The 19265-nt window shown below is 70.5% G+C and carries 26 protein-coding genes and 2 pseudogenes; 19 read left to right on the top strand and 9 right to left on the bottom strand.

From position 1 onward, the window contains the following. Positions 1–179: 179 nt before the first annotated feature. The 12 genes and pseudogenes from ACIRJT_RS19455 to ACIRJT_RS19400 all read left to right on the top strand — a co-directional run bounded on the left by ACIRJT_RS19455 (position 180) and on the right by ACIRJT_RS19400 (position 9321). Complete coding sequence (locus tag ACIRJT_RS19455; RefSeq protein WP_403910751.1) at positions 180–437, top strand: hypothetical protein; 258 nt, start codon at positions 180–182, stop codon at positions 435–437. Continuing rightward, entirely contained in the window at positions 434–1603 is a 1170-nt protein-coding gene (locus ACIRJT_RS19450) for a DnaB-like helicase N-terminal domain-containing protein (protein WP_403910749.1), read from the top strand. Before ACIRJT_RS19455 ends, ACIRJT_RS19450 begins: the two co-directional genes overlap by 4 nt. A 40-nt stretch (positions 1604–1643) precedes the next feature. Continuing rightward, complete coding sequence (locus ACIRJT_RS19445) at positions 1644–2225, top strand: hypothetical protein (RefSeq protein ID WP_403910748.1); 582 nt, start codon at positions 1644–1646, stop codon at positions 2223–2225. A gap of 295 nt (positions 2226–2520) precedes the next feature. Beyond that, positions 2521–3426: pseudogene (locus ACIRJT_RS19440) on the top strand (DNA cytosine methyltransferase); the annotation flags it as partial. A 93-nt stretch (positions 3427–3519) separates the two neighbouring features. Beyond that, positions 3520–4119 carry a DUF4913 domain-containing protein gene (locus ACIRJT_RS19435; RefSeq protein ID WP_401636681.1) on the top strand — a complete coding sequence of 200 codons (600 nt, stop codon included), beginning with the start codon at positions 3520–3522 and terminating at the stop codon, positions 4117–4119. Further along, the gene (locus tag ACIRJT_RS19430; RefSeq protein WP_403910746.1) at positions 4116–4883 is read left to right on the top strand and encodes a glycosyl hydrolase; all 768 of its coding nucleotides are present in this window, start codon (positions 4116–4118) and stop codon (positions 4881–4883) included. Before ACIRJT_RS19435 ends, ACIRJT_RS19430 begins: the two co-directional genes overlap by 4 nt. Further along, positions 4880–5350 (top strand): hypothetical protein, encoded by a 471-nt coding sequence (locus tag ACIRJT_RS19425; RefSeq protein ID WP_403910744.1) that lies wholly within the window; start codon positions 4880–4882, stop codon positions 5348–5350. Before ACIRJT_RS19430 ends, ACIRJT_RS19425 begins: the two co-directional genes overlap by 4 nt. Beyond that, positions 5347–6015 (top strand): hypothetical protein, encoded by a 669-nt coding sequence (locus ACIRJT_RS19420; protein ID WP_403910742.1) that lies wholly within the window; start codon positions 5347–5349, stop codon positions 6013–6015. Before ACIRJT_RS19425 ends, ACIRJT_RS19420 begins: the two co-directional genes overlap by 4 nt. Continuing rightward, a complete protein-coding gene (locus ACIRJT_RS19415; protein ID WP_403910740.1) occupies positions 6012–6836 on the top strand; it encodes a large ATP-binding protein in 825 nt (274 codons plus the stop codon). The genes ACIRJT_RS19420 and ACIRJT_RS19415 overlap by 4 nt, the downstream gene beginning before the upstream one ends. A 23-nt stretch (positions 6837–6859) precedes the next feature. Further along, positions 6860–7702, top strand: a complete 843-nt coding sequence (locus ACIRJT_RS19410; RefSeq protein WP_403910739.1) for a winged helix-turn-helix transcriptional regulator — start codon at positions 6860–6862, stop codon at positions 7700–7702. 124 nt (positions 7703–7826) lie between these two features. After that, positions 7827–8771, top strand: coding sequence for a DUF317 domain-containing protein (locus ACIRJT_RS19405; RefSeq protein WP_403910737.1), 945 nt, complete (start codon positions 7827–7829; stop codon positions 8769–8771). Positions 8772–8829: 58 nt separating this feature from the next. Further along, positions 8830–9321, top strand: a complete 492-nt coding sequence (locus ACIRJT_RS19400) for a hypothetical protein (RefSeq protein WP_403910736.1) — start codon at positions 8830–8832, stop codon at positions 9319–9321. Between the two features lie 4 nt (positions 9322–9325). Here the strand turns inward: ACIRJT_RS19400 and ACIRJT_RS19395 are convergent, their stop codons facing one another. Beyond that, positions 9326–9616, bottom strand: coding sequence for a hypothetical protein (locus ACIRJT_RS19395; protein WP_403910735.1), 291 nt, complete (start codon positions 9614–9616; stop codon positions 9326–9328). Positions 9617–9831: 215 nt separating this feature from the next. On the opposite strand from ACIRJT_RS19395, the gene ACIRJT_RS19390 reads away from it, so the two are divergent. The 7 genes from ACIRJT_RS19390 (at position 9832) to ACIRJT_RS19360 (ending at position 12516) form a co-directional block, all read left to right on the top strand. Continuing rightward, positions 9832–10179 (top strand): DUF317 domain-containing protein, encoded by a 348-nt coding sequence (locus ACIRJT_RS19390; RefSeq protein WP_403910734.1) that lies wholly within the window; start codon positions 9832–9834, stop codon positions 10177–10179. 130 nt (positions 10180–10309) lie between these two features. Further along, a complete protein-coding gene (locus ACIRJT_RS19385) occupies positions 10310–10639 on the top strand; it encodes a winged helix-turn-helix domain-containing protein (RefSeq protein ID WP_403910733.1) in 330 nt (109 codons plus the stop codon). 147 nt (positions 10640–10786) lie between these two features. Then, positions 10787–11005: a hypothetical protein gene (locus tag ACIRJT_RS19380; RefSeq protein ID WP_403910732.1), complete on the top strand. Its 219-nt coding sequence runs from the start codon at positions 10787–10789 to the stop codon at positions 11003–11005. 53 nt (positions 11006–11058) lie between these two features. Continuing rightward, positions 11059–11271, top strand: a complete 213-nt coding sequence (locus tag ACIRJT_RS19375; protein WP_403910731.1) for a hypothetical protein — start codon at positions 11059–11061, stop codon at positions 11269–11271. An 89-nt stretch (positions 11272–11360) separates the two neighbouring features. Continuing rightward, positions 11361–11690 (top strand): esterase, encoded by a 330-nt coding sequence (locus tag ACIRJT_RS19370; RefSeq protein WP_381011114.1) that lies wholly within the window; start codon positions 11361–11363, stop codon positions 11688–11690. 243 nt (positions 11691–11933) lie between these two features. Further along, complete coding sequence (locus ACIRJT_RS19365; protein ID WP_403910729.1) at positions 11934–12257, top strand: hypothetical protein; 324 nt, start codon at positions 11934–11936, stop codon at positions 12255–12257. A 28-nt stretch (positions 12258–12285) separates the two neighbouring features. After that, positions 12286–12516: a hypothetical protein gene (locus ACIRJT_RS19360; protein ID WP_376085143.1), complete on the top strand. Its 231-nt coding sequence runs from the start codon at positions 12286–12288 to the stop codon at positions 12514–12516. 70 nt (positions 12517–12586) lie between these two features. Here the strand turns inward: ACIRJT_RS19360 and ACIRJT_RS19355 are convergent, their stop codons facing one another. From ACIRJT_RS19355 to ACIRJT_RS19320, 8 genes and pseudogenes are all read right to left on the bottom strand, one after another. Further along, complete coding sequence (locus ACIRJT_RS19355; RefSeq protein ID WP_403910727.1) at positions 12587–12814, bottom strand: hypothetical protein; 228 nt, start codon at positions 12812–12814, stop codon at positions 12587–12589. 283 nt (positions 12815–13097) lie between these two features. Beyond that, positions 13098–14870: a relaxase/mobilization nuclease domain-containing protein gene (locus tag ACIRJT_RS19350; protein WP_403910725.1), complete on the bottom strand. Its 1773-nt coding sequence runs from the start codon at positions 14868–14870 to the stop codon at positions 13098–13100. Beyond that, the gene (locus tag ACIRJT_RS19345) at positions 14870–15535 is read right to left on the bottom strand and encodes a plasmid mobilization protein (protein WP_403910723.1); all 666 of its coding nucleotides are present in this window, start codon (positions 15533–15535) and stop codon (positions 14870–14872) included. The genes ACIRJT_RS19350 and ACIRJT_RS19345 overlap by 1 nt, the downstream gene beginning before the upstream one ends. Further along, complete coding sequence (locus ACIRJT_RS19340; protein WP_403910721.1) at positions 15532–15756, bottom strand: hypothetical protein; 225 nt, start codon at positions 15754–15756, stop codon at positions 15532–15534. Before ACIRJT_RS19340 ends, ACIRJT_RS19345 begins: the two co-directional genes overlap by 4 nt. 88 nt (positions 15757–15844) lie before the next feature. Next, positions 15845–16855, bottom strand: coding sequence for a DUF2637 domain-containing protein (locus ACIRJT_RS19335; protein ID WP_403910719.1), 1011 nt, complete (start codon positions 16853–16855; stop codon positions 15845–15847). Next, positions 16852–17418 carry a WhiB family transcriptional regulator gene (locus tag ACIRJT_RS19330; protein WP_403910717.1) on the bottom strand — a complete coding sequence of 189 codons (567 nt, stop codon included), beginning with the start codon at positions 17416–17418 and terminating at the stop codon, positions 16852–16854. The genes ACIRJT_RS19335 and ACIRJT_RS19330 overlap by 4 nt, the downstream gene beginning before the upstream one ends. A 119-nt stretch (positions 17419–17537) precedes the next feature. Then, a complete protein-coding gene (locus ACIRJT_RS19325; protein WP_403910715.1) occupies positions 17538–18245 on the bottom strand; it encodes an ATP-binding protein in 708 nt (235 codons plus the stop codon). After that, a pseudogene (locus ACIRJT_RS19320) lies at positions 18245–19264 on the bottom strand (hypothetical protein). Before ACIRJT_RS19320 ends, ACIRJT_RS19325 begins: the two are co-directional and overlap by 1 nt. Position 19265: the final 1 nt, after the last annotated feature.

Genomic DNA, 19265 nt, shown 5'->3' with positions numbered 1-19265 from the left:
ATCAGGCACCGATCGACCGGGGCACTGTCCACGAGCGGTCGGGGCGACGGTCGACGTCTTCGACGCCGTCGCGGACGCCACCCCGGAGAACGGCAAGCCGGACCGCTGTTCCCTGCCGATCCGGCGCCCTCGTCCAGGCAGTCGGGCGCCCCCACCTCTCCGTGTTCAGGAGTCCCATCGTGTCCCCGCGCAGTAACTCCTCCTCCGTTCCCTTCTCCGTGCCTCGCTCCGGACGGCTCGCCGGGTCGCCGGCCGTACGGCGTGACGGCAAGTGGTGCCTAGTCGTCGGTTCGGGTTCGGTCAGCGCTACCGATCCGGCCTTCACCGGCGAGCTGGACCGCTTCGTCGCGTTGATGGCCGCCGCCGACCAGTCGGTCGCCGTACTGCGCACCGCGCGGGGCGGTCCGCCGGCTTCTCGTTGCCGAGGGCGACGATGAACCCGCTGTTGCGGGCGGAGCAGGCAGTCCTCGGCTCGGTACTGCTCGACCCGAACCAGCTCGCGCACCTGGACTGGCTCGCGCCCGATCACTTCGACCGTCCGGTTCACCGGGCGCTGTTCACCGCGCTGCGGAAGCTCCGAAACGACGGTCACCCGGCGGTAGCGGCTGATGGTCCGGTGCCTCTGTCGTGGGTGACCGACTCCGTCGTCGAGGCCGGCCGTCACGTCCGGGGGCTGACCGCGGTGTACGCCCACACCCTGGTCTCTGCCTGCCCGCGTCCCGAGCACGCTCCGGTGTACGGCCGCATGGTGCTGGAGGGGGCGATCCACCGGACCGTTGCCGAGCACGCGATCCGTCTCCAGCAGGCGGCTCGGGCCGACGTCCTGCGGGGAGAGGTCGAGGGTGCGCTGCGGTCGGCGGATGTCCTGGCCGGGGTGCTCACCGCTCTCGCGCGGCGCTGGGGTACCGAACCGCGTCCGGTCGCGCCCCCCGCCCCGCCGGCCACCGTTCCGACCACGCCGACGGTTCAGGCCGACCAGGTCGCCGAGGACGAGCGTTTCCTGCTCGCCGTCCTCGCCGATCAGCCGAAGGGCATGGGGGAGGTAGTGGGCTGGTTGCGGCCGGGGGACTTCGCCGACCCGGGCCACGGGCAGCTCTACCGGTGCTTCGGTGCCCTGCGTCACCGGGGCGAGCCCATCGACCGGGTCACCCTCCTCTGGGAAGCCCAGCGACGGGGCCTCCTGGCGGACGGCACGCTGTCGGGCGAGCAGCTCACCGCCATCTGCGACGGCGTGGGCCCCGGCAGCGCGGAATGGCTGGGTGAACGGGTCATGCGGTCCTCCGTGATCCGCACCGCAGCCGCTTCCGCCCGCGCCGTCCGGACCCTGGCCGAGGACGAGGCCCTGGGCCCCGGGCCCCTGATCAACCACGCGCTCTATGTACTCGGTCCGCTCGACGAGGTGCGCACCCGCTGGCAGTTGGCGACCGGCGATCCCTCTCCGGCGCCGAAGGCCCCAGCTCCTCCGGACGACGCGCCTCGCCCCGCCCAGGTGCAGGCTGCCCTCGCCCGCAGTTCACCACGCCTTCCCTCGCCGCCATCGGCGCCATCCCGGGGTGCGCCCGGGTCAGCTGCCGTACGACCACGATCCCTCGGCCCCAGCTGAAGCCTCCCCCCACGTCACTCCCTCTCCACTGGAACTCACCGTGAACACCACCCCCATATCCGACGCCCGAGCCCTGCGGTCCGCAGCCGAGAACTTCGACGCCCTACGCGGCAAGCTCCCGATCCCCGGAGATCCTCACCGCGGACCGGACAGCGTGACGGTCGCCAAGCAGATCTCGGAACTCGGAAAAAGGATCACCGCCCTGGGCAACGAGGTCCTCATCCGCACCGCATCTCCGGACCTGGACGCCCACACGGCCAAGGTCATCAGCGACTTCGCCGCCGCTGTAGAGCCCGCAGGCGAGGTGGCCTCCGCGCTCGGCTCGGTGGCGCACCAGCTCTCCTTCCTTGAGCGAACCGAGCACCTCAACGACCAGCCCGACGCGATGGATGCGCGCGAAGCGGCCACGCTGGTGATAGGTGACGCACTCGGTCTGGCGGACGCATCCCTCCGGGACGCCTCCTACTCCCTTTACGCTGCGGCAGCAGCGGCGTCGCCTCCGCCCCGGCAGCTTCGAGCCGCTCTCAGCCGGTCAACGACCGCAGCCTCGCTGCCCGCCGCAGCGCCCTCCACCGTTCCGCCGGCGGCGGCTGCCCCGAGCCGGACCGCACGGGGGCGGTGACATGCGGACCACCATCGTGCGCCCTCCGCTGATCGGGTCGCTCTGCTCGGGGTACGGAGGGCTGGACCTGGGCGTGCAGTCCGCCCTCGGCGGGACGCTGGCATGGCACTCCGAAGTTGATCCGAACGCCTCGCGCATCCTGGCCCGCCACTGGCCGGCGTCCCGAACCTGGGCGACATCACAGCCGTCGACTGGTCCCTCGTTCCCCGGGTGTGTGTCCTGACGGCCGGCTTCCCCTGTCAAAGACGTCTCGGTCGCCGGCCGTCGGGCCGGCCTCAACGCCCAGACCCGCTCCGGGCTCTGGCTGCACGTCGCCCGTGCGGTCCAGGCCCTCCGACCCTGCCTGGTTGTGATCGAGAATGTGCGCGGCCTCCTCACCTCCCCAGCCGGTTCCCCTGGCGACGTGGAATTCTGCCCGTGGTGTCTGGGAGACACCGCAGGTCAGCCTCCTCTGCGGGCACTCGGTGCCGTACTCGGATCCCTGGCCGACCTCGGGTACGACGCGACGTGGCTCGTGCTTCGTGCCTCCGACGTCGGGGCCCCGCACCGCCGCGAGCGGACCTTCCTCACCGCCTGGCCCACCGGAAACCCTGTTGAAGACGCCGACGAGCAACATCGGCAAGAACGGCGGCTCCCAGCACCCGTCGAAGAGGAAGAGCGGCGGCCACGGTCCGAACCTGGCCGACGAGGTCGAGTGGCTCCTGCTGCCGACCCCGAAGGCGTCGGACGGGATCAAGGGCTCGCCGAACCAGCGGCACGGCAACGGGGACATGACCCTGCCCAGTGCGGCAGCGTCGCTGCTGCCCACGCCGAGGGCCAGCGACACGGGAACTCCGGGCCGACGCCCGGGGAAGGGGTGGCGGCCTCCCCTGTCGGCGGTCGTCCTGCCGCTCTGGACGGAGGAGCCGACGGCGTCCGCGGAACGGACCGTCGATGGGGGCCGTACGCACCAGCGATCACCCGATGGGAGATGCTCACCCGTCCCGTCCCCGAGCCCACCGATGGGGCTGGTCGGCTCCGTGCCGACTTCGTGGAATGGATGCAGGGCCTCGACGACGGCTGGGTCACCGCCACGCCGGGACTCGGACGCCCGGCGCAGCTCACCGCGCTCGGCAACGGCGTCGTCCCTCAACAAGCTGCCCGCGCACTGCAGTTGCTGGCACCGCCTTTTTCGCGCTGTCCTCGCTGCGCGGGCGGGTAGCGCCCCACTACCGGACTTTTCCGGCCGCGCCAAACCGCGGATTCTCCGGATCCTCTCGGGCATGTCGCCGTCTCACAGATGGAGAACGCCCCGATGTCCGACACCAGCCCGACCGCCCCCGGCCCCGAGCCGTTCCGCATCCCCGACGGGGATCTCGACGACCTCGCCAGCACCCTCGCCAAGACCATGGCCGAGGTCAGGCAGCACGGCGCCCTCCTCGACCGCCTCGGCTCCGATCCCGTACCCGTTGCCAACCAGCACACGGACGACGTTCCGGAAGCCGAGGCGGCCGACGCCGCGCAGGCGGAGGGCCCCGCCTCGGTGTTCATCCTCGCCCTGGGCGGGGAAGCGTACGCCGCCGAACTCACCGCGCTCAGCGACTGGGTGAACTACCTCTTCCTCCCCGTCTACGGCCGAGAAATCAGCTCCTCCCGCCCGTGGTGCGCGCAGTGGGACGAACACCCGGAAGCCGTCGCCCGACTGCACGCGCTCTGGCTCGCGTGGCAGCAACTCACTGATACCGAGGCCGGCCTCTCGGGTCCTTCGACCTGGCACCGCGACCACCTGGACCAGGCGCTGGTCCACCTCCGGGCCCCCGACGGCCCCTTCGCCGCGTGTACGACGAGCCCGACCAGGCCGAACCACCGGGTGCTGGTCACCCCGGCGCCTGAGCAGTCGGGGGCGACGACATGAGCACCGAACTCGACTTCCGCCTCGACGACCTTGTACCCGCCGACGCTGACTCCGAGTACGCAGAGCAGCAGTTCTGGTCCGGTGACCTGACGGTCCTGACCGAGCACCACCCCGCCCCCCACGGCTCACACAGCTACGTCGTCGCTCACGACGGGTCGGTCACGTGGGGCGTCCCCGGCGAACCGCAGGTAGCCGCGATCAAGGTGGCGCGGAATCTCAGCCTGAACACGTTCACCATGGAGACGACCTATCACGCCACGGTCCCCTTCGCCCAGAACTGGTTGATCGAACAAGGCTGCCCACCTGAGCAGATGGCCGAGGTAGGCGCCGAAGCCGCTACTCCCGCCGACGATCTCACCGTTCGTATCGAGGCTGAGATCCGGGAATCAGGCACGCGGTACGAGGTCATCGAGACCGACACCTCGGACTACGACCCGTGCGAGGCATGGACGTTGACCCGCGACTCCGACACCGTCCAGGAACCGATTCGCCTCTTCCTCCAAGAGTGGGACGTCAACGCCTACACGTACACGCTGCGCGAGGGCGCCTTCGCCGATGAGGAGACCGCTCTCCGCTGGCTGGACGACCGCAGCACCCCGCTGCCGCAGCCACCCGAACACCTCGGTGAAGCTGCCGCCCTCCGGACCCGTGCCGCCCTCGCCCGCTCGGCCGGCAGCTCCGAGATACCGAGGACCGCCTCTGGTGCCCACCAGTCCGCGGCAGCCGTACCGGTACAGCGTTCGGTACAGGGGCGGCTGCTGTGAGCGCCCGCTTCGCCTTCGCGGCGCATCCCGACGCCATCGAGGACCTGCGGAACCTTCCCGATCGCATCCGCGATCTGGCGCTGCTGGAGCTGCAGAACCTGGTCCACGGGAGCGACGACTGCCTCCCGCTGAAAGGTCGTCTCGCCGGATACCACAAGGTGTACGTGGATCCGTCCGTCGCCTACCGGATGGTCATCCAGTTCCGCCCGGCCCCGCCCAGCTCGAACCACAGGCGCGAGGTCTACCTCGTTGCCGCCGGAAGCCGGAAGGACTACGCGGTCTACCGCTCCGCTCACCTCCGTACCGGCCCTGAGCGAGGTACCGAGGCGGACTCCCGTACGGCGGCCCGAGTGCAGGCCGCCCGCGCCCGCTCGCCCCTTGCGAGCCAGTCGACGGCTGCTCCGTCGACCTCTCAAGCAGCAGCCCAGTCTCCGGCCGCTGCCTCTCGAAAGGCTCCCCAGCGATGACCTCCGATCACTCCCCGCTGACCCGTGCCGAACTGGCAAGCCTGCTCACCGATGCTGCGCACCGCGTCTCCGGGATCCTCACCGCCGATTATCCGACGGCAGCCAGCCGCTCCTACCTGCATCCCGTACTCGGTGCTCTGTCCGCCGGGCCCCAGGTGATCTGCGAGCTGAACGACCGGCTCGAAGGGTTCGTGGCCGACGATCCACTCCCCACGACCCCGGCAGGTCTCTTCACCCTGGCCTCCTACGCCTCCGCCCTGGGATGGCTCACCGAGTCCCTGGCCGAGCTGACCGCCTCGGTCGACCGGATCTGCACACGCGTCGGCATCCCCACGGAACCACCGGACTCCGCCTTCTCCGCCCCGGCCAGCGCGGAGCAGGGCCATGGCTTCGACTTCAGTTTCAGTGCGCTGGAGTTGGAGGCGATCCGTACTGCGGCCGACGCCGCCGGTCTCGCGCCGGACGACTACGTCGAGGTGCTCTCCGAGTCCTTGCTCGCAGCCTCCCGGATCACCGACGCCTGCATGGAAATCTCCGGCGGCCTTCTCGAAGACGCTACGTACGTCCTCGACGAGGTGACCGACCACGTCCGGCTCGGCGACGGTCCCGACAGCCTGCCCACGCTGGTCCGCTCTCTGCTCGCCCGGATGGAGACGGCCAAGTGAACCCCTACGACCCGAACACCGAGCCCGGTATGCACTTCGTCGCCGACGCGCTCGGAGTCTCAAACGTCAGCATGCTCAACACCACGTATCGCCCTAGCGATCCGCTGTACCGAGCCTCGACTCGGGTGATCGCGTCCGCGGACGAGCTGAACGAGCGACACGACCGGGTCACGGTTGCGGCCAGGGATGCCTTCTGGCTCCTCGAATCCATCGGGCGCGGCGAACTCGGCAGGGCCCGCGTCTCGTACGCGTTCCTGCGGACATCGATCCCGAAGCTCGGAGAACTCCTCACCAAGCAGGATCGCGCCTACGACCAGCTCATCGAGGCCGTCTCCGCGTACCAGTGCCTTCTCCCCAATCCGGACACCGAGCACTCGGCGACGAAGGCCCACCAGGCGAACCGGGAACAGCGTTCCGGCCGGGACGACGACTGGGCGATAGAGGTGAATCGCCAGCTCAAGGCGCTCGAAGTGGTCGAACTCGGCGATCTACGCCTTTGCCGGACCGCGATCGGCGAGGAGCCCTACCTCTCTGACGGGACGGGCCGGCGTCCCCAGCCGCTGCCCTCGACCGTCCGGCAGATGATCGCGGACGGGCTACTGCACAGCGACACCAGCGAGAGCCCGTACCGACCGGGACAACTCCTCTCGCTTACGTCCCACGGCGAGGCCGCCCTTAATGCGGCTCGTACGGCGACGTCGCGCGTGGCCGCTGCCCTCGGCCGCAGCGGCGCCCCGGCGAACCTTGGCCGCCCTGCCCATCCAGCTGCAGCTCCCTCCGCCGGTATCTCCAGCACGGCTTCCCACCCCCGCTCCCGATGACCCCTACCGGAGAGAACGCACTCATGCCCAGCCCCACGCAGCCCCCCGCCTTCTCCTTCGACTCGGTCGACGCTCAGCGCATCGACCACGCGATTGCCCGGATCGGGCCGAAGTGGACCACCTGGTCGACGATGATCCTCGCCCAGGAAAGCCGCCCCATGCGGGTGCGCGAGATCGCCGCCCAACTCCCCTTCGTCGGCGAGCAGTCAGTAAGTCAGCGGCTGATGTACATGCACGCCGACGGATTGATCACCCGTGCCGATGTCCGTCGTAGGGGCACCTACCAGCTCAGCGCGCTCGGCGAGTCGCTCGCCCCCGTGCACCGCACCTTGTCGGACTGGTCCCGGGCCCACCTGCCGTCCCAGACGATGGCCGAAGCCGAACGCGTCGAGGACGCCCTGGGCCGTCTAAACCTTCGGAACACGACCGCCGTTATCCAGGCCCTCGGCACCAACGGCCCTCTCCGGTTCAGTCACATCGCCGAGGAGATCGGCGTGGACCGCCCCTCCGCCCGGCACCGGCTTCTGCGGATGCAGGCCGACGGCCTGGTCGGACGCACCGGCTCGCACCACGGCGCCCCCTACGCCCTGACCGAGGCCGGCCAGGCGCTGGGGGCCGTCTACGCGACCGTCGAGCACTGGAGCGGACCCTTCACCACGTTCAATGCCTCGCCGAGCCCCGCCCGCGTCGCGGCGGCCACGCGGACCCACCCGAATGTCCCGCTGACGGGGGAGGGTGCCCGGACCGCAGCGGCCCTGCGCCGGAGTGCCGCCGTGCCCAATGACCTGTTCAGCCACGTGCCGCAGCCGCAAGCGCGGGTGCCGGCGGCTGTCACCGCCCGGTCGGCCCCGGGCCGGGGACGGTGATCCGGGTGCTGGTGCTGAGAGCCAGTGCCGTCTCGCCGCTGCCACCGCGTCTGCGTGCGCTCCAGCCCTTCGTCCTGCGGCGCGCGCGGGCGCGTTCCCCTCCTACGTGCCCGGAGTCTCGACCATGAGTGTCCAGCAACCCAACGACGACTATCTGTACCAGGAGGTGCTGGTCAGCCCGAGGTACCTGGCCGGTACCGGCGGGACCGGCGACCCCAGCTTCGCACCGGTCGCCCACTGGCCTCACCACTACCTCGACGACGGCCCCTGCCAGCTCGTCATCACCTCTCCCGACCACCGAATTCGCATCGGCTGGTACGGCGACGACTTCGACCTGTGGAAGATCACCGCAGCCGAGGAGGCCAGCTCCTCGACCCGCTGGACTGCCACCTTCAACCACAGGATGCCCCCCGAGGTCGTCGTCGGCCTGACCACTGCGTTGGCCAGCGACTACGCCGAAGCCGATGTCTACGACGGCAACGGACGCTTCCTTGCGAACCCGTCGATGAACTGGGCCGATGCCGTACGGCCACTGATCGATGCCGGCTGGACCCACGGCGGCGGGGCCGCTTCCGGCACCGTCGAGATCGTCGCTCCGGACGGACAAGCAGGCGTCCTCATCGACAACCGTCGCTACCGTTTTGACGAAGAGGCCGTCACGCTCTGGGCGGGTCCACGCGGCTGGGGCACCCGAGCGGAGGCAATCTTCACGGCTCGTACGCCCTCCCACCTGATCGCCGCGACGGCAGCCACCATGGTCGATCCAGCCCCGGTGGTACGCGAGCGCCACCATATCCACCGTGAGGTGGCACATCTGGTCTCGCTCACCCCCGTCACTCCGAGCACACTCCAGGCTCCCCGGGCTCCCACTCCCCTCGACGTACGCCGTACTGCTGTCACGCAGGCCGTCCAACGCGCCGCGCGATTCCCCCGGACAGCCGCCGACCTCCGGGTCATGGCCGCCCGAAGCCGCACGTCGGCTTCGGCACAGAACCCGTCGGGAAGTCCCGCGCCCGCTCTCGCGGCCAGGCCGTCGGCCGGCCCGTCGACCCCGCGCCGCAGCCGCTGACCCCGGCTCTGCTCCCGAAGCATCGCCTCCGCCCCCTTCGAATACCCGGAGTTCCGCCATGCCCGACGCCACCGCACTCGACCAGGCCACAACCATGATCGAGAAAGCCTGGGGCCGTCCGATCGAAGCTCTGGAATCGATCGCGGTCCGCCGCCCGACCGACGACCCTCTCCTGCTTTCGGTCATGCACATCCGCTCGGCCCTCCTGGTCACCGCCGACAGCTCTGTGGCCGTGCACCAGGAGCGCCTGCACGCCCTCACCTGCCCCGGCCACGTACCGGCCTTCTACGACCTGCAACGCATCACCAGCTCCGCAGCCGACCTTCGCGTCGCCCAAGCCGAAAGCCGTACGGCCCTTCAGGCGATCAGCCACGTGATCCAAGCGCGTGAAGCTGCCGCGACGGCGGACCGGGCAACAGCAGCCCGCCTGGCGCAGGCTGCTGTTGCCCGCTCCGGGCGCGATCAACACGTCCTCGGCCAGGTACCGGACCAGGCAGCTACTCCGGCCGTCGTCGGGCCGCCGGCACCTGGCCCGGGGCCACGTCGCTGATCGATCAGGCGAGGTCCTCGTCGCGCTGGGCGGGAGGGCTCTCGCCCACCGTGCGCATCCAGATGCCGGAGCCCACCGCGCGGGCCACCTCCTCCACCGTCAATTCGACGCGACGCCCATCAGCGCTCCGGTCCAGGACCACCGCGCCGTCGTCCCGCCGCACCTCGGGCTGGACGCCGACAGCCCACTGGCCGTCAGCGACCATCGCGATGTCGCCCACCGTCCACGGCCGCCCGGCGGCGCGGACCTTGCGCTCCAGCCCGGCCCCATCCTCGTGTCTGCTCGGCTTCGCCATCCCTGCTCCCCCTTCGCTCCCGTGCGGCCCCGTGCCGCAACCCCAGTACGACAACTCCGTTCGCCGTTCCATTCCCGGCGCACGGCCCTGATGGCGTCGGCCAGTTCGCCCACGGCAGACGCCGCTTCCTGGGAATCGACTACGTACTCCGCCGCACCGCATGTCAACGTACGGGTGTTGGGAAAACCGCAGGTCAACGAAGGGATCGTTCAACCGTGACCACCTCCGCCACCCTCCTGCCGACCATCGTCCGCCCGGCCCCGGAAGACCGTTGCTGGCTCTCCTCCGACCACTGCGCCGGTCCTGTTCTCGACCTCCTCGACAGCCTTGGCTGGGCCGTCGTCGACACCCCGGAGGCCAACGTCCACGCAACCAGCCCGGACGGTCGCGTCTACGTCGGCTGGCTCCCGGAAGACCCCTCTGCCTGGGCGCGCGACATCGTCTGGCGCGTCCAGGTGCTGCCCGCCGACGGCGCGCCGTGGGTTCAGGAGTTCGGCATCCACACTCCCTCCGAAGCCGTCGCCGGATTCCTCGCCGCCCTCGTCGCCCACTCCTCGCACTGACCGCCGAACGACCAGAGCGAGCCGACAACGACCCGCCCACCGGCACCCGCACCGCCCACCCCGGCAGACCGGCCGATCCTCTTGTTCCTGACCGAAAGGCGTTGAAATGACGTTCTACTCCGATGACCTCGTGAGAATCGCGAACCACATCGTCGGCTCCGGCACCGCCGTGTTCGCGGCGTACGACGCCATCGCGGGCTCCGGCATGGCCTCGCGCGGTATCCCTCAGGTCTGCTGCGGGGTGTTGCTGGTGTACACCGCCGGGATCTTCCAGGACTACCTCCGCCGCCGCGACACCCGTGTCGTCGCCTGCCTGTCCGCGAACCCCAACGCGCCTCTCTCCAAGATCAGTTCCGCTACTGGGCTGAACCATGATCGCGTCGCCAGCTCGCTTCAGCGCCTGATCACCGACGGCCTGGTCGTAGCGGAGACCGGGCCCTCCGCTCCGGCCCGGCTCTAACGGCTGGCCTGCTGACTCCTCCGTCGCCGGGCCGCCCGTCGTGCCGAGGCACGCCAGTGGCGGCGCGACACCTTCGCATGACGGCGCGCTCCCCACACCTGTCGCTCCGGATGCCCGTCTACACCTCCCACGAGGAGCCGCCTCACCATGACCTTCCGCGCCCCGCTCACCAACCACCACGCCGACGGCACCCTCTGCCCGGCGGGCCACAAACACACCAGCTCCGGCAAGCCGCTCCACACCGACTGCCCCGGCCGCGCGTACACCCGCGCCGTCTGCTCCTGCGGCTGGAAGAAGGAGGAGTCCGGCAAGGGCTACGTCAACGAGTGCCGCAAGCGTCATCTTGCCAGCCACGCCGAGGGGTAGAACGCCCCCTCGGCATCCTGACCCCTCATCCCGTACCGCTCTCGGAGGTCCTCTTGCCCCACTACCTGACCGTCGGACACCTGCTTCGCCAGCTCCAAGACCTGGACCCCGGCCTGCCGATCCGCCTCGCCATCAACCCCGACTTTCCCTTCACGCACTACCTGGGAGCCGAGATCGTCGTCCGGGACGGCAAAGCGTTCATCGCCGACGACGGCCAGGAGGAGTACCTCCCGCCCTCGGTCAGCGATGCCCTGGCCTGGGCCTGACCGTCACACGAACCACCTCGGAGGCTCATATCCCGTCGCGATCCCGCTCACCGCAGAACCTTCCGCTGCACCGCCTTGCCGTACGCCCGATGCCGGACGACGTGCGCGGTGCGCTCGTCCAACGCGTCTCCGGCCTGCCCGACGGGCCGCTCGACATCACCTGGCTCGCCGCCGATACCCCGAGACTCCCCCAGGGCCGCGTGCGCCTGCACTGGGAGCCCGCCTCCCACACAGGTTGGGACGTCACCGCCCACCTGGGCCTGGCCACCACCGAGGTGCACCTCGCTTCCTGGCCCGCCGCCTCGGACGACTGGCCGCGCCTGGTCCGCCCCACGCTCCACGAGGTGCTCGGCCTCTGCGCCGCCCTCGCGGTCGCGACCGCCGCCCTCGACCTCTCGAATCGCCTCGCCCACGTCTGACCGAACCGCAGAAGGCCGCCCCACGCCGATCAGGCAGGGGCGGCCTTGCCGTACGTCCAGCCACCTGGTGCGTACCCTCGTCCTGACCGACATGGAGGATCAGATGTCCGACGAACAGCGGCTCTGGGGATATCGAGGAGGCGCTGCCCACCTGGGTACCAGCGTCCGTACCGCCCGTACCCGGGATGGCCTGGGCAGCCTGCCTCCCTCTGGCTCAACGCCGCCGCCCGCACAAGGAACCTCATGACCAGGCTGCTCATAGGCTCGGCACTGCTCAGCGCTGCCGGGGCGGTCACCGCCATCGTCGCCGCTGTCCAGGACAACTACGCCGTCTGCAGCGTCGCTCTGTTCGCCGTAGCGTCCGGTGGCATCGGTGCCTACCTCGTCAGCCGGTACCAGGATGCCGCGAACGACCGCGCCGTCCTCCACCGACTACGAGCATCGCCCCACCAGCCCGTCGACGCTCTCGCGAGCGAACTGGGGCTTCGCCCTGCTGCAGTCCGGCTCAGCATCTACCGCTTGACCAGTTCCGGCGAGCTTCGCACGAACGCCGATTCCTCTGAATAGGGGAAGGTTGGGCCTCTAGGCTCAGGGCATGACCGCCTCACCCATGCCCTCACCACCATTCCCCTCACCGGACAGCGCCGTGCTCCGAGTGGTCGTCGACAACGCCATCGCGTCGGTCAGAGGCGGTGAAGCCTCGGTGGAGGAGGCGATCCTGCACGCCGCCGTCCACGGCTGGTACGAGGGCCATATTCAGGGTGAGGACGAGTGCCCTGGCTGCAGCTTCCGGGGTCAGCTACCGAGAAACGGAAGCGACAGCTGACCACTTACGACGAGAAGGGGCGACACCGAACCGCCGGTGTCGCCCCTTCTCGTTCTGCGCTCGCGCTCGCCTAGTCGAGGTACGTGCCGGCGAAGGCCCCGTCGAACCCCAAGGCGGCCAGTCCCTGCTCGACGCTGGGGTGGATCGTTCCGTCCGGGATCGCGATCAGGGCGTCGAAGTCGGCGCGGCTGATCTCGGGTTCGAGCCACTGGTTGCTGCAGCGGCAGCAGACCCAGACGTTGCGGCCGTGGTTGATGAGCAGCCAGTCGCGCCGGGCACGGCAGGCCGTGCATGTCACCGGGATCCCGCGAAGGGCGAGTTCGCGAGGGTGGCTGAGGCAGCGCGTCGCGCCGGGGCCGCTGGGTGGCTGCGTCTCATATGCGAGTTGCAGCAAGGGATCGGTGCCGGCGGGGAGGGCAGGCTGCGCGGGTGTCGACTCCGCGGGGCGGTCGGTGGTTCTGAGCACGAGCGTCATCTCCCGTTCGAGGTCCTTCTGTTTCCATCCGTAACAGCCGGTGGAACCGGTTGTCCAGGGACTTCTCGGAGTCCGGCGGGCCGATGGCCAGCCCGCCGGATCTCCGTCAGCGGCGTGGTGGGCGGTTTCGTGGAGTGGGGGCGACGGGGCGAACTCCGGTCGTGGGTGTCGTTCGGTTGCTGGTGCGGTTGGTCGAGGCTTTCGGGTTGCTGGTGCCGTCCTTCGGGCGGCGGGGAGCTGCGCCCGGGTGGGCGGGGAGCTGGGCGATGCGGCGCAGGCGCCAGACCAGGACGTCATTGACGTCTGTGGCGGTGTCGAGTTCGCGCATGTCGATGGCCTGTCGCAGGAGGGTTTCGGGGTCGTGGCCTGCCTGCTCGGCCTGGGCGAGGGTGGCGGCCAGGGCGTCGGTCTTCGCCGGTACACCGTCTTCTCGTGCTCCGTGGTTCGGTAGGGCGGCGCGGATGGTCGTCTCGTACGTCCGGCGTTGGGCGTCGGGAAGGGCGCGGCCTTGCTCGTGCAGCGTTCGCATCGGGGTGGTGGCGGCCTGGCGGTAGGCGGTGCGCAGGTGCTCGGCGGTCTGCCGGGAGGCGTGGGCCTGCTGGGCGTGTCCCCGGGCGGAGTGCCAGTGGGCGGCGGCGAGGGTGACCAGGACCAGGGTGGAAAGGAGCATGGCGGTGGTGCCGCCGTCCTCGCCCCGGCCGAGCCCGGCGCCGGCCCGGATGATTCCTCGTGCGGCGGAGCGGAGTGCTCGGGTGTCGGCGCGTTCCGCCTGGACGTGGCTGCGGGTCGCCCGTTCGAAGGTTCGGGCGGCGGCAGCCAGCTCGGTGCGGGTCGCGGCCGGTGAGGTCTGCGCGACGGCGTCGAGGAGTTCTCCGACGCCGACGAGCTGGGCGGCGGCCTCTCCGTCGCCGCCGCTGTCGAGGAGGACTGCGGCCCGTTCGACGATGGCGGTAGCGCTGCGGCGTTCTCGGGCAGGCGGGTACGAGTCCGCCCGTCCCCCGGAGGTCGGGGTCGCAGTGCGTTCGACGGTGCCGTCGGCCAGCCTGCGGCGGATCTTGGGAAGGGACAGGTCGGGGGAAAGTTTGGAGCCGGGATACCAGACCGGTTCGCCGTCGCGGTTGCGGTCGCCGGGCAGGGCGACGTTATAGCCGAGCGCATCACCGGACGGGGCGTGGCGCACTTTCACCCGCAGGCCGGCCTCGTGGAGACGGGTGAAGAACTCCTTCTCGTCTTCAGCTCCGGCGAGGGCCCGGCGTACGGCTTCGCGGAGCGTCTCCCGGGGGGTTTCGGGGCGGCCGGTGCGTTCGGCTTTGAACTTCTCGGCGCTGGTGGGGTTCTTCGCTGCGGTGCCGTCTCCGGCGTTGAGGCGCCGCAGGCCCATCTCTTTTTCAATGCGGCGGCATTCGGCCTGGGCCTTGTTGAAGTCGTAGTTCAGGCGTGGGTTGCGCAGGTCTCCTCGGACGAGGGTGGCGACGATATGGATGTGGTCTGCCGCGTGGCGGACCGCGATCCACCGGCAGCCGTCGGGATCCCCGTCCGGTGCGATGCCGGTGGCGTGGACGATGCGCTGGGCGACGGCGTTCCACTCCTCGTCGGAGAACCGCCGGTCCCCGGGGGCCGTGCGGACCGAGCAGTGCCAGACGTGCTTGGCGGGCGCTCGGTCTCCGGCCTGCTTGACCCGCAGGTCCAAGGCCGCGGTGAGCCGGGCGAGGGTGACCTTCGGATCGGGATCGGGGCTGGTGTCGCGGCCGGGATCCGGGGCGAAGCCGTCCCACGAGCCGACGAGGTGCGCGTCGGTGTGCTCCTCCCGTCGCCCGGGGCCGTACAGGTAGACGAGCAGGCCGTGGGTCCGGGAGCCGCGTCCGATGTCGGGAACCATCACAGCCGCCTGTTCACCAAGTTGTTCGCCGCGTCGTCGACGCGGGCGAGGAGCCGGAGGAGCCTGCTCAGCGCGTGGTCGAGTTCGCCGGGGCGGGGCTGCCCGCCTGCATTGAAGACGTAGGCGATCTGGTTGATGTTGTTGCCGATTCGGGCCAAGGCCGTTCGTAGGGAAGCGAGTTCGTCTATGGCCGTGTCCCAGCGTTCGTTGGTGTGCAGGGCGGTCGAACCGCGGGCGGCGGCGAGGCCCGCACCAGCGAGGAAGCGGGCGACGGTGATGCCGCGCTGCGTGGCAGCGGCGGCGATCTCGGCTTTCTCGGTGTCGGAGAGGCGGGTTGTCGTCTTACGGGTGCGCTCGCTGGCGTTGCGGGTGCGGCGGCGCGGTTTACGGTCGGGGAAGGCGGGCGTGCTCGGGCTCGGCAGCGCACGCTGGTCGTCGCACTCGGCTTCTCCCCCCGTGACCGGCGCCCCCTGGTGCCGGTTGCCCGGCTGGTCCCCGTGCGCCCTCGCTCGGGGACCAGCCGGGCTTCCCCCGCCCCTCTGGGCGGGGGCAAGTGCGTACGACGGGCCGTAGGACCGTCGTACGCGATAGCTTGCTCCGCCAGGAGCCGTCGTGGGGTCGCGCTGCTGCCCAGCCGCGGGGAACGCCGGGTCGTCGGAGGTCACCGGCTTGTCTCCGGGTCCTGCTGCTGGATTTCGTGGACGAGGTCCGCGATCCAGTCCATGGCCAGGACCGGGTGGTGCAGGGTCCACGGGCGGTCGTGCTGCTCGCGTTGCACGATCCAGGTGGTGTCGGGGCCGGACTGAGCGCGGTGGAGGTGTCCATGCTGGTGCAGGACGGTCAGCCAGGAGTCGACTTCGGCGGGGGTGGCCGGGTGAGTGCGCATCAGATGTACTCCGCTTCTGCTCTGGAGGAAGGTAGGGCGGGTGTGCGGAGCGGGTGACCTGCTCGGTTACCCGCTCCGTGGTGTCCGATCAGGTCCGGGCGGAGCTGACCGGCTGTCCGTGCTGCTCGCGGAGCTGGGCCATCAAGGTGGTCAGGGTGTCGCTGGAGAGCGTCATCTGCTGGTCTCGGATCGCCTGTCCGACCACCTTGCGGGTCAGCTTGCCCTCGGCCCTGACCGCTGACCGAGCAATCTTCAGTAGCTCCTCGGTGTCCGAGTCGGATCGCCGGTGACCGGCTGTCCGGGCCCGCCGGTCAGTGACCGACGGGGCGGTGACCGACGGAGTGACCGGCAGGGCGGTGGCCGCCCCCCGGCTGTCCTCGTCGCCGGTCGCCGAGGTGGTGTCGTCGGGGCGGTCAGTGACCGGCCGCGCGGTGTCCGACTGTCCGGGCAGGTCAGCGGCCTCGTGCGGCTGGCTCCGGTCACTGGTGACAGGGGCGCTGCTGTCCGCCGGAGCCCTGTTCCCGCTGAGCGACCGAGTGGCGGGAGTCGGCTTGTCCAGGGAGAGCGGCTGCCGGTCGGTCCGGGTGAACTCTGCGCCGTCGCTCCGGTTGACCTGACCGAGGTGACCGGCCTGACCGAGGTCCTCGCGGCCACTGTCCTTGACCGGCCCCCGGGCGATGAGGATGTAGAGGTGGACAGCTCCAGCCAGGGCCAGCGGTGCGATGGTGGACAGCACCGCGACCACCGTGTCCCCGAGCCGGAGGCCGGTGCCGACGACCGTGTCCTGGTTGATCCGCACCGCGTGGAGCGCGTTGGCCCAGATGCTGGCGGCGGTGGCCGTGCCGACGAGCGTCCAGACGTAGAGCCGGGCGCGCAGCGGTGCGTCGCGCAGGACCAGGAGCGCGCGGACGCCGTAGGCGATGAACCCGTCGATCACCAGCGGGAAGACGAAGGTCAGGAGCCCCCGGACGTGGATGGCGACGGCCATCTGCTGGAGGGCGTCGTACGACAGCGCGCACCCCGCGCCGCCCAGGGCGATGACCACCGCGCGGTCCCAACCGGATATGTGCACCGCCGTGGGCGCGCTCGCGGTGTTCATGCCGCCGTCCCGAAGGCGTCGCGGCTCAGGCGCTCGCCGCTGGTCTCGGGTGGCGAGGTGTTCGTGGTGGGCTGGTTCAGGGTTCGGTTGCGCTCGGCCCGGCGGATCTCGCGGTATCGCTTCTTGGCGTGCTCCTCGGTGACCTTCAGAAGCCAAGCCAGGCGCTGCTCGCTCAGCCCGTGGCGGTAGGCAGCGTGCTCGACCGCGCGGCGCTCGGTATGGGTGAGGTGCACGTCGCGCCCGGCGATGGTGGCGTTGACGCGGCTGTAGTCGAGGCGGCTGGGGAGCTTCTCGTGCAGCGGCCCGCGCTCCTCCTCCGTCAGGCCGCCTCGGATCCCGTCGGTGTCACCTCCTTCGAGAGCGGCGTCCAGGCAGGTTCGGCGGACCGGGCACTGGCCGCACAGGGCCTTGGCCGTGGCGATCTTGGCGGTCTCGTCGGGCTCGGGGAAGAAGATTTCGGGGTCAACCGGGTTGTACTCGGTGCTCTGGCAGACGGCGTCGGCCTGCCAGGTCTGGTCGCCGAGCTGGCGGTGGTGGACAGGGCTGTTCGTCGTGCTGGTCATGCGGGTTGCTCCGATCGCTCTCCGCGCGCAGGGGCGTCGGCGGAGAGGTGCGCTGGTCGTGAAGTTGCTCGTGGCGGCGCGCAGAGGGGCGCGGCCCGGACGTGGTGACCTGCGGCAGGTCAGGCTGCTGCGCGGTAGCGTCTGCGGTCGAGCGGCTCGAACTCGACCCGGGTGGTCATCTCCGCGAGTCGGGAGGCAACGCGGTCACCGAGGTAGGAGCGGAGGTCCTTGATCGCCAGGTTGGTGGTGATCAAGGTCGGGAGCATGAGGTTGTACCGGCGGTTGATCAGCCGGTACGTGATCTCCTCGACCCACTCGCTCGCCTTGGCCGCGCCGAGGTCATCGATGATCAGCAGCGGGCACCGGCTGACGGCCGCCAGCTCCCGCTCGCTGTCGACCCCGGGCCGGGGGCGGAGATCGGCGTACAGGTCGGCAGCGGTGCTCGCGCGCCAGCGCACGCCGACCCCGTTCCGCACCAGCGCTCGGACCGCGCCGTACGCCTGGTGCGTCTTGCCCGCGCCGACGACTCCGGCCATCAGGAGGCTGGGCCCGGTGGTGACTTGCCGCCGGGCTCCCCGGCTGGGGACGACGGCCGCCTCGGTCACCTTCCCGACCCAGTCCAGGACCATCGGGTGGTCGGCGGCAGCCGCCTGGTAGCGCGGGGGCATCCCGGCCAGGAGGGCGTCGAGCGGGGAGAACGGCTCGGGGTCGTCGGGGAGCGCGGCGGCGTCGGCCGGGTCGATGTTGCGGGCGGCCAGGATCCGGGCCATGCGCTCCAGGGTGCCTTCGTGGCCGAGGAGCTGGGGTTCGCGGTGATGGGTGTGCATCACAGCTCCTCGGCGTAGGCGGCGGAAGCGTTGGCCGGGTTGGTCCACGCCTGGTGAGCGGGCACGTTAGGCCGGATTCCCGGCCGCGCCAAGCCGCCGGGGCGAGCGTTCATCGCTTCGTTGACCATGCTGGTCAGCACGCTCGGGTGCCTCGGGTTGGCCGCGAAGTTCGCCAGCCCGGCCCGGATGTGCTCCGGTGCGATGCCTTCGTCAAGGAGCTTCTTGGTGATCCGCCCGAGGTGTCCGATCACGTCGTTCGGGGGGCGCTGGTCGCACCCGGCGACGTACTCGCCGACGAGGTCCTTGGCGGAGACGCTGGGTGCGGGCGCTGTGCGCCCCGTAGGGACAAGAGATCCAGGATCCAAGATCCTAGATCCAGGCGCCGAGCGTTCGGAGAGGCTTCGGGGAAGGTTCGGGGAGTCCTCGGAGAATGCGGTCTGACCTGCACTCTTAGCACCAGCTCGCCCCGCTGTGCCGATCGCGCCGTCGGCAGCCTCCTGCCGGTCGGCGACGGACTCGTCTCCGTGGTCCGGCGTCGTCGAGGCGGGTACGGCAGGCAGATCGAGGGCTCGGGGTGCCCTCCCGGAGGTCTCGGCGAGCCCTCGGGGAGCCGTGGACGACCCCTCGGTCCGCCGGGAGCATGAGCCCTTGCACGGTGCTCACCGGTCGGCAGCCTGGTGCTGCGGGCACGAGGGCAGGCGCGACTGGCTCGCCTTGTCGATCTTCTGGTGCTCGGACCAGGTCACGATGTGGAGGTAGCGGCGGCCGTCGCATCCGGTGTACCGGCAGATCAGTCCGGCGTTCGCGAGCTGGTGGAGGTCGTCTTCGACGTGGACCGAGGTGTGCTCGGCACGCAAAGGCCAGAGGAGCCCTGCGATGATCGCGGCGTTGTCCCGGTGGCGACCGTGGTCGTCGGCCTGGGTGAGCATGCCAAAGAAGGTCCGCTCGGCCGTCACGGTCACTTCGGCGAGTGACTCGGAGGTGAACGCCTCCGGCTTGATGGTTCGGATCCTGGGCATG

It is taken from the genome of Streptomyces sp. NPDC102283 (genome assembly GCF_044766265.1).
Taxonomy (GTDB): Bacteria; Actinomycetota; Actinomycetes; order Streptomycetales; family Streptomycetaceae; genus Streptomyces.
This window is presented reverse-complemented; position numbering and strand designations above follow the sequence as displayed.

Excerpts from the sequence above, each read along its gene's own strand:
- ACIRJT_RS19410 (WP_403910739.1), top strand. The coding sequence starts at position 6,860 with ATGCCCAGCCCCACGCAGCCCCCCGCCTTCTCCTTCGACTCGGTCGAC.
- ACIRJT_RS19360 (WP_376085143.1), top strand. The coding sequence starts at position 12,286 with ATGACCGCCTCACCCATGCCCTCACCACCATTCCCCTCACCGGACAGC.
- ACIRJT_RS19380 (WP_403910732.1), top strand. The coding sequence starts at position 10,787 with ATGACCTTCCGCGCCCCGCTCACCAACCACCACGCCGACGGCACCCTC.
- ACIRJT_RS19450 (WP_403910749.1), top strand. The coding sequence starts at position 434 with ATGAACCCGCTGTTGCGGGCGGAGCAGGCAGTCCTCGGCTCGGTACTG.
- ACIRJT_RS19430 (WP_403910746.1), top strand. The coding sequence starts at position 4,116 with ATGAGCACCGAACTCGACTTCCGCCTCGACGACCTTGTACCCGCCGAC.
- ACIRJT_RS19350 (WP_403910725.1), bottom strand. The coding sequence starts at position 14,870 with ATGGTTCCCGACATCGGACGCGGCTCCCGGACCCACGGCCTGCTCGTC.
- ACIRJT_RS19400 (WP_403910736.1), top strand. The coding sequence starts at position 8,830 with ATGCCCGACGCCACCGCACTCGACCAGGCCACAACCATGATCGAGAAA.
- ACIRJT_RS19330 (WP_403910717.1), bottom strand. The coding sequence starts at position 17,418 with ATGACCAGCACGACGAACAGCCCTGTCCACCACCGCCAGCTCGGCGAC.
- ACIRJT_RS19325 (WP_403910715.1), bottom strand. The coding sequence starts at position 18,245 with ATGCACACCCATCACCGCGAACCCCAGCTCCTCGGCCACGAAGGCACC.
- ACIRJT_RS19335 (WP_403910719.1), bottom strand. The coding sequence starts at position 16,855 with ATGAACACCGCGAGCGCGCCCACGGCGGTGCACATATCCGGTTGGGAC.
- ACIRJT_RS19365 (WP_403910729.1), top strand. The coding sequence starts at position 11,934 with ATGACCAGGCTGCTCATAGGCTCGGCACTGCTCAGCGCTGCCGGGGCG.
- ACIRJT_RS19370 (WP_381011114.1), top strand. The coding sequence starts at position 11,361 with ATGCCGGACGACGTGCGCGGTGCGCTCGTCCAACGCGTCTCCGGCCTG.
- ACIRJT_RS19420 (WP_403910742.1), top strand. The coding sequence starts at position 5,347 with ATGACCTCCGATCACTCCCCGCTGACCCGTGCCGAACTGGCAAGCCTG.
- ACIRJT_RS19435 (WP_401636681.1), top strand. The coding sequence starts at position 3,520 with ATGTCCGACACCAGCCCGACCGCCCCCGGCCCCGAGCCGTTCCGCATC.
- ACIRJT_RS19340 (WP_403910721.1), bottom strand. The coding sequence starts at position 15,756 with ATGCGCACTCACCCGGCCACCCCCGCCGAAGTCGACTCCTGGCTGACC.
- ACIRJT_RS19395 (WP_403910735.1), bottom strand. The coding sequence starts at position 9,616 with ATGGCGAAGCCGAGCAGACACGAGGATGGGGCCGGGCTGGAGCGCAAG.
- ACIRJT_RS19405 (WP_403910737.1), top strand. The coding sequence starts at position 7,827 with ATGAGTGTCCAGCAACCCAACGACGACTATCTGTACCAGGAGGTGCTG.